Here is a 12511-nt window from a genome sequence, read left to right on the forward strand (position 1 = left end):
GCTGACGCAAAGGAAGGCGCGGAACAGCTGATGCTGCTCGAGCTGGGCCGCAATGACGTGGGGCTCGTCGGCAAGATCGGTACCGTGGCCCCGACCGAGAAATTCATCATCGAACGCTACAGCCACGTGATGCACATCGTATCCAACGTGGTGGGCGAACTCAGCCCCGACCATGATGCGCTTTCGGCCCTTCTGGCGGGCCTGCCCGCAGGCACGGTATCCGGCGCACCCAAGGTCCGCGCGATGGAAATCATCGACGAGCTGGAGCCGGAAAAGCGCGGCATCTATGGCGGCGGTGTCGGCTATTTCAGTGCGGGCGGCGACATGGACATGTGCATCGCGCTGCGCACGGCGCTGGTGAAGGACAAAAAGCTCTACATTCAGGCAGGCGGCGGTGTCGTTTATGACAGCGATCCCGAAGCGGAATACCAGGAAACTGTGCATAAATCGAACGCGATCCGCCGGGCCGCCGCAGACGCCGCACGATTCACCGGCAACGGCAATTCCTGACCGGAATCGCACATACAGTCCATCTTCTTCGGTTTTAAAGTACTTCGGGGGCTTTGGGGGCAGCGCCCCCAAGCGGCTTTGCGACCTGCAGGGTCGCAAAGCCTGAACCTGTGCGCCAAAGGCGCTCAAATCAACTTGAAGATGCCCGCGCAAAGCCTTGCAAACGCTCGATCATGGCCCGCAGACCATTGGACCTCTGCGCCGACAAGTGGTCGTTCAATCCCAGCCGGCCCAATTCGGCCCGCGCGTCGATGGCGGCGACCTCGGAAGGCGGTAATCCGTTGTAGAGCTTCCGCAGAACCGCGATCAGGCCGTTGACGATCATCGCATCCGACTCGCCCTCGAACCGGATCACACCGCCTTCGATCTGCGGGTGCAACCAGACCTGACTGGCGCAGCCATCAACCTTGGTGGCCGGAACCTTCAGGGCATCGGGCAATGGCTCCATCGCGCGGCCCAGTTCGATCACCATCCGGTAGCGGTCTTCCCAATCGTCCAGAAATTCGAAATCTTCGACAATCTCTTCAAAAGCGGCGCTCGCCATGGCGGTCTCCGGATGCGTGTCCTGTGTTCCCCGAACACCTAGGCAGCGACGGCGCAAAGGTCCAGCCCGGGCTTCGCGCTTTTCAACAGCGGCGCAATCGGTTACGTCGAAGACAGACAGGCAGAGGGACCGACCATGCGCATACCCGTGACGCTCTTGATCCTTGCAACCGTGATGTTGACGGGCTGCGCAACCATCAGCGAGTCGCGCTTGAACCCGTTCAACTGGTTTGGGTCAAGCGAACCCGATCCAGCGGCTGCGGACGTGGCCAATGCCAAGGTCAACCCGCTGATTCCCGCCCGGCGCGCCTCGATCTTCCGTGACGACGGTCCCGAAGTTTTCGCCGGTCGCCCGATTGCCGAAGTCACCGAACTTCTGGTGGAACGCCGTCCCGGCGGGGCCGTGATCCGTGCCACCGGTCAGGCTGACCGCCTTGGGCCTTTCGATGTCCAGTTGATCGCCGATGAGGCCGCCAGTGTCGACGGCACGCTGGTTTACGACCTGAAGGCATTGCAACAACCGGGGCCCCGCAACACCAATCCGCGCGCGCGTCAGGTCACCGCAGGGCTGTGGATCACGGATCAAAGCCTTGCGGGCATCCGCACCATCACCGTACGAGGCGCGAATAACGCCCGCAGCGTCCGGCGTTGAAGCGGTTTACAATTCGATGATCTGAACCTGCTTGCCCTTTGCGGCAAGCCCGACGCGTCCGTCACACAGGCGCAATGCGTCATGTCCGAACACTTCGCGACGCCACCCCTGCAGGGCCGGAACGTTGCGGTCACCGGACGCCAGTGCATCCAGTTCCGCCGAGGTCGCGATCAGCTTTGACGCCACGCCAGAGCTTTCCGTCTTCGCCTTGAGCAGAACCCGCAGCAGGTCCGCCAGTGCCGGGTTCACCTGTGGCGACGGGCGGGCATCCTCAAGCGACGGCAATTGCTCTTTCGGCATGCTTTGCGCCCGGTGGACCGCGTCCAGAATGCCCTGCGCGATCTCGCCCTTACGCGCTTCACGCAAGAGCAGCCGCGACCGGCCCAGATCGGCCATGTCCTTGGGTTTGGTCGATGCCAGCTCCACGAGGGCGTCGTCCTTGTAGACACGGCTGCGCGGAATGTTGCGTTCCTGTGCATAGGCTTCGCGGAACCGCGCCAGTTCCTTGACCAGCGCCAGAAAGCGAGGCGCGTTGGACCGGGTCTTGACCCGCATCCATGCGTCCTCGGGACGGGTGACATAGGTCTCAGGGGCAAGCAGCGTGGCGATTTCCTCTTCCACCCAGCGGTCGCGCCCGGTCTCGGCCAGCTTCTTGCGCAGGAATTCGTAAATCACGCGCAGATGTGTCACGTCGGCCAGCGCATATTCGGTCTGGCTGTCCGACAAGGGCCGCCGCGACCAGTCTGTAAAACGCGAGGATTTGTCGAGCGATTGCTTGGCGATCTTGCGCACAAGGGTCTCGTAGCCCACCTGTTCACCAAACCCCGCCACCATTGCCGCGACCTGACTGTCGAACAGCGGTTCAGGGATCACGCCATGGTCGATATAGAAAATCTCAAGATCCTGCCGCGCGGCATGGAACACCTTGACCACATCCCGGTTGCGGAACAGCTCCAGCAGCGGCTCGAGCGACAACCCGTCCACCAGCGGATCGACCAGAACCGCGTCGGTCTTGCCATCCCCGCGAAAGGCCAACTGGATCAGACAGAGCTTGGAGTAATAGGTCCGCTCGCGCAGAAATTCCGTGTCTACAGTGACATAGGGGGTTTGGGCAGCACGCGCACAAAACGCGGCAAGATCGGACGTGGTCGTGATGATGTGCATAATTCGGGTCGTTCGTTATTCTTGTTCTGTCGGCACCCCATCCCGCGTATAGCTCAAACGCAGCGCTTTGCCTAGCGCCCGAGCCACTATCGTCAGGTCAGGTCGATCCGGGTTGTCACGCCCTCGGCAAAGCGGCGCAGAATGAGCGGGTAGAGTCTATGTTCCTGTACCAGCACCTTGGCGGCAAGGCTGTCGGCGGTGTCGTCCGCTGCGATGGGCACGCGCACCTGTCCCAACACCTGTCCACCGTCAAGTTCTGCCGTAACCTCGTGTACGGAGCAGCCCGCCTCGGCGTCGCCCGCGTCGATGGCGCGCTGATGGGTGTGCAGGCCTTTGTATTTCGGCAAGAGTGACGGATGGATGTTGAGCATCTTGCCCTGCCAGCGCGTCACAAACCCTTCGGTCAGCACCCGCATAAACCCGGCAAGGCAGAGGATGTCGGGCCGTGCCTGATCCAGCACATGGTTCAGCGCGTCTTCAAAAGCGGGGCGGTCCGATCCAAAGGGCCGGTGATCGACGACCGCAGTCGGGATGCCCCGCGCCTTGGCTTTCTCCAACCCACCTGCATCAGCGCGATTGGACAGCACCAGCACGGGCCGTGCCGGATGATCACCGGTCATGTCATCGACCAGCGACACCATGTTGGAGCCACCACCCGAAATCAGGATCGCAACCCGTTTCGTCAAAGCAACGTGCCTGTATAAGCCACGCCCGGCGCACCGGTCACAGAACCGATCCGCGAAACGGTCTCGCCCGCCTCTTCCAGCACCGCTATCAGCGCGTCGGCCCGGTCTGCAGCGACGACGACGATCATGCCGATACCACAGTTGAAGGTCTTGAGCAGTTCCGCCTCGGCCATCCCGCCAGTGGCCGCCAGCCATTTGAACACCGGCGGCAAATCCCACGCTGCAAGGTCGATCTCGGCACCCATGCCCTCGGGCAGCACACGCGGCAGGTTCTCGGTCAGGCCACCGCCGGTGATATGCGCCAGCGCATGCACGCCACCCGCCTTCACCGCCGCCAGCGCCTGCGTCACGTAAAGCCGCGTCGGCGTCAGCAGCACCTCGCCCAGCGATCCCTCGGCCCAGGGGCAGTCCGCCTCCCAGCCCAGCGCGGAAACCTCCACCAACTTACGCACAAGGCTGTAGCCGTTGGAATGCACACCGTCCGAGGCCAGACCCAGCAGCACGTCGCCCTTCGCCACCCCCGACGGCAGGTCCGTGCCGCGCTCCATCGCGCCCACTGCAAAGCCCGCGAGGTCGAAATCGCCGGCCGGGTACATGCCCGGCATCTCTGCCGTTTCGCCACCGATCAGCGCGCAGCCGGAGCGCGCGCAGCCTTCGGCGATGCCTTCGATCACCCGTGCCGCCGTGTCGGTGTCAAGCTTGCCCGTCGCGAAATAATCAAGGAAAAACAGAGGCTCCGCGCCCTGACAGACCAGATCGTTCACGCACATCGCGACAAGGTCGATGCCGACGCCATCCACATGGCCCGTGTCAATCGCAATCCTCAGCTTGGTCCCAACCCCATCGGTCGCCGCCACCAGCACCGGATCGGTAAAGCCTGCGCCTTTCAGATCGAACAGCGCGCCAAAACCGCCCAGCCCCGACATCACACCGGGCCGCGCCGTGCGCTTGGCCGCCGGTTTGATCCGCTCCACCAGCGCATTCCCTGCGTCGATATCCACACCTGCATCCGCATAGGTGATGCCGTTCTTGCCGTCTGTCATGCTGCACCCTCCGAAGGTCGCGCGTGCCTTAGCGCAGCGACGAACACGAGTCCATCATCCCTGTGCCGCACCTCTTGACGCGCCCCGGTTGTCTGCTACTGAAACACACATGGCGGGCCTGTAGCTCAATTGGTTAGAGCAGAGCGCTCATAACGCTTTGGTTGCGGGTTCAAGTCCTGCCGGGCCTACCATATTTTACCGATTGGTAAAAAACGCCGTTCTCAGAAAACACACTTGCTGACATCTGGCGTCGTTGCCCGCCAGCGCAGCGCATCCGCGATCATCTTTGGCACGTCTGGGTGCAGACCGATGGGGTCAAGGACGATGCCCTGGAACCCGGATACCGCAACCGCTTCGGGCAGATCGTCGAGCACATGGCCCCGCTTTGCCGCAAAGAACGGCAGGCAGATGGCGTTTGCCCCCAGACCGGACAGCGCATCAGTCAGCGACGGGTCTTCCTCGACAAAACCGCAGCGGACGGAGCGCGGGCACAAGTCCTCGGCCACCTGGTCTGCAAAGGCGCGGGTCGCCTCGGACACGCGGCGGGATTTGCCGGAACCGTGGCCTGCGATGACGAGGTCGGTTCCGTACGGGTCGAACCTGTGATCCGTACAGACCTGCCGCAGCCAGTTGGCGGCGCGCATCGGCAAGGTGCAGTCGAGGCCGAAGCTGACCAGTTGCGGCCCCACGCCATCTGCCAGCCGTTTCGGCAGTTGCACCTGCGTGAACCAGCCATCGGCCATGAACATCGGGTAGATCAGCGCGCCGGGGCGGTCTGCCGACAGCGCCTCGATCCGACCTTCGGCGGCCAGTGTCACACCTGCGACCCGCGCCTCGGGCAGATGCACCGCCACGGCCGCCGCAAGGGCGGCGATTTCCGCCTCGCCCACATCGGGGTCAGAGGGCTGGCCATGGCTGACGATCAGGGCATCGAAGGTCATGGAAGTCTCCGGGTTCGGTCCCAAAGAGACTTAGCGCGGGGCCATGCGGATGGCACCATCCAAGCGGATCACTTCGCCGTTGAGCATCGGGTTTTCGACGATATGGCGCACCAAAGCCGCATATTCGCGCGGATGGCCCAGACGCGAGGGATTCGGCACCTGCGCGCCAAGGCTGTCCTGCACCTCTTGCGGCAGACCTTCGAGCATGGGTGTCTTGAAGAGACCCGGCGCGATGGCGCAGACGCGGATGCCCAGTTGCGCCAGATCGCGGGCCATGGGCAGCGTCATGCCGACCACCCCGCCCTTGGACGCCGCATAGGCCACCTGCCCCACCTGCCCTTCATAAGCCGCGACAGAGGCCGTGTTGACGATCACCCCGCGCGCGCCGTCTGCGTCCAGCGGATCATTCGCCGCCATCAGCGCCGCCGCCTGAGAGGCCACGTTGAAGGTACCGATCAGGTTCACGTTGATCGTGGCGATAAAGGGATTCGGGTCATGCGCTGTGCCTTTCGACACGGTCTTGGCGGCAGGGGCGATGCCTGCACAGTTCACCGCGATATGAGCGGCGCCATAGGTAGATTTCACGACCTCCATCGCGGCGGAGACGCTGGCCGGGTCGCTGACATCGGTCTTGACGAAGATCCCGCCCAAGGCCTCGGCCTGCGCGGCACCGGCAATTTCATTCATGTCGAGGATCACGAGCTTTGCCCCCGCCTCGGCCAAAGCCGTCGCCGCAGCGGCCCCGAGGCCCGATGCCCCGCCTGATACGATGGCGACAGTGTTTTCGGTGATGATCATGTGCGCTTCCTCTTGGTCTTGGCAGCCACCGGTCGTGATGCATTGCGATCCTTACAGAAGTGTTTCGATAAGGAAAAACAAGACCAGCTCGCACAACGTCGGTCCTTTGCGGTGCAAGCCCGTTGCAACGGGCTTTGACACGCGATTTGCAAATCGCGTATCAAGCGCCTTCGAAGGCGCTTCCCGCCGCCACCAGAACAGGTTTTCCTTTTGGCCAAATCGAAGAAGCGCAATCACACCCCCGGCGGCTGGGAGGACTGGGCCACGGATCGCGTGCTGCGCGCTGCGATCTGGTGGGCGCTGCGCCTGCCGATCCGGGCGCGGCTGTGGCTGATGGGACGGCTGATCCGCCATATTGTTGCGCCCCTGGCGGGCTACCGCGAACGCGCGATGGACAACCTCGCCCATGTCTGGCCCGAGATGGGCGTGCTCGACCGTCGTCGTTTGGCCGATCTGGTGGCTGACAATGCCGGGCGCACGATGATCGACAATTACGATGTCAAAGGCCTCATGCGGCGCATGGCCAAGGTCGAAATTCGCGGCGATGGATTGGCCGAGGTCGAAAAAGCCCGTGCCGAGGGACGCCCGGTTCTGTTCGTCACTGGCCATTTCGGCAATTTCGAAGCGCCGCGTGCGGCGCTTGTGGCGCGGGGCTATCGCATCGGCGGGCTCTACCGCCCGATGTCCAACCCCTATTTCAACGCGCATTACGCGGCGAACATGCATGCTTTGTCAGACCCCGTGTTCGAACAGGGGCGACGCGGCACGATGGGATTGATCAAGCACATCCGCGAGGGCGGCATGGGCGTGCTTCTGTTCGATGTCTATGACAGCGCGGGCGAACCCATCGACTTCATGGGCCAACCTGCCCCCACGCTGACCTCAGCCGCGGATATTGCGCTCAAGACGGGCGCGCTCATGGTCCCGTTCTTTGGCATTCGCAAAGACGATGGCATCAGCTTTGATGTCGTGTTCGAAGCCCCCGTCCCGCATGGCGATCCGGTTGTGATGATGCGCGAGGCCACGGCGCGGCTTGAGGCGCGGATCCGGGAAAACCCCGACCAGTGGTTCTGGATTCACCGCCGCTGGAAACCCAAGCGTCAGCGCAAGCGGGCAGCGGCGAAGATGGGTCCGTAACCCTTTTTCTGGATCAGAACGACAATCGGTGCCGATCCGGACACGGACACGGAAGACGACAGGGGTGCGCGTCCGTTCCAGTCTCCGATATCGGACCATTCCGTCACGATATGGCTGTAGGCAAGCTTTTTCCCGGCATTTTCACCGCGCGGAATGCTCACAGTTTCGGACGGCGTATAGCGGATGAGAAACACGTCGGCTTCGGCCAAACCGGAGGCTGCAGGTGCGCTGATCGTCAACTGATTGCCAAACCGCTTCAGGGTCAGTGGCACAGGCAGGCCCTTGGCCGCATGGGCCTGCACCTGATCGGTCACATCCATCGGACGGTTGCCGACCACATCGGTCACACCGTTCACCACCATCTGGGGGGTATAGATCGACCGACTGCCGAAGGATCGGGCATAGCCCTTCTGACGCGTGGTAAAGGCGGAATGCGCGAACTTGTCTTTCCAGCCGATGTAATCCCAGTAATCCACGTGCAGGGCCAGAGCGATCACGTTGTCGCGTTGGCCCAGATGCGCCAGCATCTCGTCGGCGGGGGGACAGGACGAACAGCCTTGCGACGTGTACAGCTCGACCACAACCGGTGTGTCCTGGGCCAACGAGGCCGTTGCACCTACACCGACCATCATCGCCGTCACAAAAGCAAAAAGCCTGTTCATTCCGCTATTTTCCTGCGCTTGTTTATGCCTCAAGACAGATAGACTTACCGGACTGAAATAACCAATCAAGGTTTTGCGAGAGCCCGCGATCCGTTTGGCACCCGGTTATTGTGCACAATAGTATACCAAAATCGTCGCACCCCCCTTGATCGACTCTGTGCCATCATGCAAAGAGCAGCACAAAGACCCGAATTCCCCCATCTGAGGAGCCACGTCATGTCCATCATCGTTGGTCAGGATACAGCCAAGACTCGTAAGACCCTCACGGTCAATGGCCAGTCCATCGCCTATTACTCGATCCCCGCAGCCCAGGCTGCCGGTTTGGGAACGTTTTCGAACCTTCCTGCCTGTCTGAAAGTCGTGCTGGAAAACATGCTGCGCTTCGAGGACGGCAAGACCGTCAGCGTCGATGACATCAAGGCATTTGGCACATGGGGCGAAAACGGCGGCCAGAACCCGCGCGAGATCGCCTACCGTCCGGCCCGCGTTCTGATGCAGGACTTCACCGGCGTGCCCGCCGTGGTCGACCTTGCGGCAATGCGTGACGGAATCGTGGCGCTGGGGGGGGACCCGGAAAAGATCAACCCGCTGAACCCGGTCGATCTGGTCATCGACCACTCGGTCATGATCGACGAATTCGGCAACCCGCGTGCGTTCCAGATGAACGTCGATCGCGAATACGAGCGCAACATGGAGCGCTATACCTTCCTCAAGTGGGGCCAGAACGCGTTCAACAACTTCCGCGTGGTACCCCCGGGCACCGGCATCTGCCACCAGGTGAACCTTGAATACCTCGCGCAAACCGTCTGGACCGATGCGGACCAGAATGGTGAGCAGGTCGCCTATCCCGACACGCTGGTCGGCACCGACAGCCACACCACCATGGTCAATGGTGCTGCCGTTCTGGGCTGGGGTGTTGGCGGGATCGAGGCCGAGGCCGCGATGCTGGGTCAGCCGATCTCCATGCTGATCCCGGAAGTGATCGGTTTCGAGCTGACCGGCGAAATGATGGAAGGCACCACCGGCACCGACCTCGTGCTGAAAGTCGTCGAAATGCTGCGCGCCAAGGGTGTGGTTGGCAAATTCGTGGAATTCTACGGCGCAGGCCTCGACAACCTGCCGCTGGCAGATCGCGCGACCATCGCCAACATGGCGCCGGAATACGGCGCGACCTGTGGCTTCTTCCCGATCGACAATGAGACCCTCCGCTATCTCAAGACCACCGGCCGCGACATGGACCGGATCGCGCTGGTCGAAGCTTACGCCAAGGAAAACGGCTTCTGGCGCGATGCAGATTATGCGCCGGTCTATACCGACACACTGCACCTCGACATGGGTACTATTGTTCCGGCGATTTCCGGCCCCAAACGTCCGCAGGACTACATCGCTCTCGACAAGGCAGGCAAAGCGTTTGGCGAGTACGTCAAGGGCATCCGCTCGGGCAAAGACGCCAGCCCCAAGGAAGAAATCCGCTGGGAAGGGGAAGGCGGCGCGCCGGAACCGACTGCCATTCCGGGTGACGAAGGCCACCACAAGCGGGGCTATGTGCAGACCGACAATGGCAGCTACCAGTTGCATGACGGTTCAGTTGTTATCGCCTCGATCACCTCCTGCACCAACACGTCGAACCCCTATGTGATGATCGGAGCGGGTCTTGTTGCCCGCAAGGCGCGCGAAAAGGGTCTGACCCGCAAGCCTTGGGTCAAAACCTCGCTCGCCCCCGGAAGCCAGGTTGTGTCCGCGTATCTTGAAGCGGCGAATCTTCAGGAAGACCTAGACGCCATCGGCTTCAACCTTGTCGGCTATGGCTGCACCACCTGTATCGGCAACTCAGGTCCGCTGGCCGAAGAGATCAGCAAGTGCATTAACGACAACGATCTCATTGCCACATCGGTCCTGTCGGGCAACCGCAACTTCGAAGGCCGGATTTCGCCAGACGTGCGCGCCAACTACCTCGCCTCCCCGCCCCTCGTGGTGGCTTACGCGCTGGTCGGTGACATGAACGTCGATATTGCCAAAGAACCACTGGGCAAGGACAAGGACGGCAATGATGTCTATCTCAAGGACATCTGGCCGACCTCCAAGGAAGTCGCCGAACTGGTCGAGCAGACTGTGACCCGCGAAGCGTTCCAGTCGAAATATGCGGACGTGTTCAAGGGCGACGAGAAATGGCAAGGGGTCGAAACAACCGACGCCAAGACCTACGACTGGCCGCCCAGCTCGACTTACGTGCAAAACCCGCCCTATTTCCAGGGCATTACCATGGACACCAAGAAGATCGAGAACATCGAAGGTGCCAAGGTTCTGGCGCTCTTGGGCGATATGATCACAACCGACCACATCAGCCCGGCGGGTTCGTTCAAGGACACCACTCCGGCTGGCAAGTACCTGATCGAACGTCAGGTGCCCCAGCGCGAGTTCAACTCGTATGGGTCGCGCCGTGGCAACCACGAGATCATGATGCGCGGCACTTTCGCCAATATCCGCATCAAGAACGAGATGCTGGATGGCGTCGAAGGCGGTTACACCAAGGGCCCGGACGGTCAGCAGACGTCAATCTTCGACGCAGCGATGGCCTACCAAGAAGCCGGTGTTCCGCTGGTGATCTTCGGTGGCGAACAGTACGGCGCAGGATCCAGCCGTGACTGGGCGGCAAAGGGCACGGCGCTCCTGGGCGTCAAGGCCGTGATCGCGGAAAGCTTTGAGCGTATCCACCGCTCCAACCTTGTTGGCATGGGTGTGATCCCGTTCGAATTCACCGGTGGCGACACCCGCAAATCGCTGGGCCTGACCGGCGACGAAACCGTCGCGATCCACGGTCTTGACACGATCACGCCGCTGGCCGAGGTGCCCTGCACCATCACCTATGCAGACGGAACCGAGAAGACGATCACGCTCAAGTGCCGGATCGATACCGCCATCGAGATCGAATACATCGAACATGGTGGCGTGCTGCACTACGTACTGCGCGACCTCGCCAGCCGCGATGCCATGGCTGCAGAATAACGCCTAGCCCTTGCGGGCACGCAAAATGAACACCAAAACGGCGCGCCAATGGCGCGCCGTTTTTTTACTGGAAAGCTGCGTTTCGGAATCTCAGTCCGGAAACGGGATACACGCTCCCCCTTCGACCTGCAGGGATGGGTTTCGGCCTCGCCAAGTGATGTCTCCATCAGGCCCGAAGCACAGGATTTCTCCCTCAAAACTGGTCATCATGTCGTAGGGGACATCTCTAAAAGTATCGCATTGTGTTTCTGTTGGAGCCACCACGTAACCGCCAATTCCCATAGCCATGGCAGCACAGAAAACCTGACCTGTATGCCCTCTTGCTACCAAACAGTCCGGCAGCCAGATCTTTTGAACCAGACCGTTCAACTGATTGAACAGATACGCGTTTTCAGCGGAAAAACCCTGCCCCAGCTGCAAACGACCGGCGGTCCCATGACAGCTCAAAACAAGGTTCTTGAGCCTCCCCCCACGTGCGCTGCGGGCGACTTCTCCAATCCACTCGACAATGTGTTCCGGCGATTCCGTTGTCGCGATATCCCATGTGTTCCACATCTGGAACCGGCGGGTGTGCGTGCCAATACTGACACGAGGGTCGTTGACGGCCATATTTGGTCTGGGCAAACGGTACATCAAAATTCTCCAAAAATTCGAAAATGCAATCAATATCGAATACGATACGTCGCTGCCCCTGTTCCCTCCAAGCGCAAAGTTCACAAGCGGCGTTTCACAGTTTTTGCCGTTTGCAGAACCGCCTGAGGACAGGGGCAATATCTGCTCCAGATGCGGATTGACTATTTTTCAAACATCATCGGCAGAAATTTGCACAAGAATGAAAAAAATATTCAAAATTTGGCACAAGTTGTCGCATGTGACAGCTTGGACCCTACACATTCAACAATTCTGTCCCACTTATCGAGGGCACAGGCACACAGACCGATGAGTTGAAAGATGAAGATTTTGACAATCATTCAAACTGCCGCCCTGCTGTTGATCGCAGGGGCCAGCGTGTTTGCGGGAATCCCGGGCGCCGGGACCTCGCTTTTTCCGTAACGTGACTCAGTCAGCCAGCGCTTTTTCCAGCGCTGGGACAAACCGCTGTTCATAGTCCGATCCGACAAGAGGCCCGGCAAACCGGAACAGCACAACCCCATCCCCATCGACGATGAAGGTCTCCGGCGGCGCGGTCACGCCCCAGTCGATCGACGTGCGTCCTGCCGGATCAAAGGGCACCGCCACAAACGGATTGCCATCGTCTGTCAGGTACTGGTTCGCATTGGCTTCCTGATCGCGGATGTTCACGCCGATGATCTTCATGCCCTCGGCCTGCATCTCCAGAAGCTTGGGATGCTCCACCCGGCATGGCGGA

Annotated in this window: 13 protein-coding genes and 1 tRNA gene; 5 read left to right on the plus strand and 9 right to left on the minus strand. The window is 61.1% G+C overall.

Annotated elements, in window-relative coordinates:
* The coding region (locus tag JJ869_RS17590; protein ID WP_292269037.1) for a chorismate-binding protein at positions 1 to 510 on the plus strand (510 nt) is incomplete at its 5' end.
* A gap of 130 nt (positions 511 to 640) precedes the next feature.
* Here JJ869_RS17590 and JJ869_RS17595 read toward each other — a convergent pair.
* A complete protein-coding gene (locus tag JJ869_RS17595) occupies positions 641 to 1054 on the minus strand; it encodes a SufE family protein (RefSeq protein WP_292269038.1) in 414 nt (137 codons plus the stop codon).
* A 135-nt stretch (positions 1055 to 1189) separates the two neighbouring features.
* Here JJ869_RS17595 and JJ869_RS17600 point away from each other — a divergent pair, with 135 nt between their 5' ends.
* The gene (locus JJ869_RS17600; RefSeq protein WP_292269039.1) at positions 1190 to 1705 is read left to right on the plus strand and encodes a hypothetical protein; all 516 of its coding nucleotides are present in this window, start codon (positions 1190 to 1192) and stop codon (positions 1703 to 1705) included.
* Positions 1706 to 1711: 6 nt separating this feature from the next.
* Here JJ869_RS17600 and rnd read toward each other — a convergent pair whose 3' ends face one another.
* From rnd to purM, 3 genes are all read right to left on the minus strand, one after another.
* Positions 1712 to 2869 (minus strand): ribonuclease D, encoded by a 1158-nt coding sequence (rnd, locus tag JJ869_RS17605; RefSeq protein ID WP_292269040.1) that lies wholly within the window; start codon positions 2867 to 2869, stop codon positions 1712 to 1714.
* Positions 2870 to 2961: 92 nt separating this feature from the next.
* A complete protein-coding gene (purN, locus tag JJ869_RS17610; protein WP_292269042.1) occupies positions 2962 to 3555 on the minus strand; it encodes a phosphoribosylglycinamide formyltransferase in 594 nt (197 codons plus the stop codon).
* Positions 3552 to 4598 carry a phosphoribosylformylglycinamidine cyclo-ligase gene (gene purM, locus JJ869_RS17615; protein WP_292269043.1) on the minus strand — a complete coding sequence of 349 codons (1047 nt, stop codon included), beginning with the start codon at positions 4596 to 4598 and terminating at the stop codon, positions 3552 to 3554. The genes purN and purM overlap by 4 nt, the downstream gene beginning before the upstream one ends.
* 114 nt (positions 4599 to 4712) lie before the next feature.
* Between purM and JJ869_RS17620 the strand changes: the two genes are divergently transcribed.
* Positions 4713 to 4789 (plus strand) — tRNA-Ile (locus JJ869_RS17620).
* A 30-nt stretch (positions 4790 to 4819) separates the two neighbouring features.
* Here JJ869_RS17620 and JJ869_RS17625 read toward each other — a convergent pair.
* Together JJ869_RS17625 and JJ869_RS17630 are read right to left on the minus strand one after the other, a co-directional pair.
* Positions 4820 to 5539, minus strand: a complete 720-nt coding sequence (locus JJ869_RS17625) for a CbiX/SirB N-terminal domain-containing protein (RefSeq protein WP_292269044.1) — start codon at positions 5537 to 5539, stop codon at positions 4820 to 4822.
* Positions 5540 to 5569: 30 nt separating this feature from the next.
* On the minus strand, positions 5570 to 6337 hold the full coding sequence (locus JJ869_RS17630; protein WP_292269045.1) for an SDR family NAD(P)-dependent oxidoreductase: 768 nt from the start codon (positions 6335 to 6337) through the stop codon (positions 5570 to 5572).
* 210 nt (positions 6338 to 6547) lie between these two features.
* Between JJ869_RS17630 and JJ869_RS17635 the strand changes: the two genes are divergently transcribed.
* Positions 6548 to 7474: a lysophospholipid acyltransferase family protein gene (locus JJ869_RS17635; RefSeq protein WP_292269048.1), complete on the plus strand. Its 927-nt coding sequence runs from the start codon at positions 6548 to 6550 to the stop codon at positions 7472 to 7474.
* Here JJ869_RS17635 and JJ869_RS17640 read toward each other — a convergent pair.
* A complete protein-coding gene (locus JJ869_RS17640) occupies positions 7438 to 8136 on the minus strand; it encodes a thioredoxin family protein (protein ID WP_292269049.1) in 699 nt (232 codons plus the stop codon). The genes JJ869_RS17635 and JJ869_RS17640 overlap by 37 nt on opposite strands.
* Before the next feature lie 216 nt (positions 8137 to 8352).
* On the opposite strand from JJ869_RS17640, the gene acnA reads away from it, so the two are divergent.
* On the plus strand, positions 8353 to 11142 hold the full coding sequence (acnA, locus tag JJ869_RS17645; RefSeq protein ID WP_292269051.1) for an aconitate hydratase AcnA: 2790 nt from the start codon (positions 8353 to 8355) through the stop codon (positions 11140 to 11142).
* Between the two features lie 90 nt (positions 11143 to 11232).
* Here the strand turns inward: acnA and JJ869_RS17650 are convergent, their stop codons facing one another.
* Together JJ869_RS17650 and JJ869_RS17655 are read right to left on the minus strand one after the other, a co-directional pair.
* Positions 11233 to 11913, minus strand: a complete 681-nt coding sequence (locus tag JJ869_RS17650; protein WP_292269053.1) for a hypothetical protein — start codon at positions 11911 to 11913, stop codon at positions 11233 to 11235.
* 288 nt (positions 11914 to 12201) lie between these two features.
* Positions 12202 to 12511, minus strand: a 310-nt coding sequence (locus tag JJ869_RS17655; RefSeq protein WP_292269055.1) for a redoxin family protein, incomplete at its 5' end; no start/stop codon positions are given.

Origin of the sequence: Marivita sp., from assembly GCF_017643905.1 — a bacterium.
GTDB lineage: Bacteria > Pseudomonadota > Alphaproteobacteria > Rhodobacterales > Rhodobacteraceae > Marivita.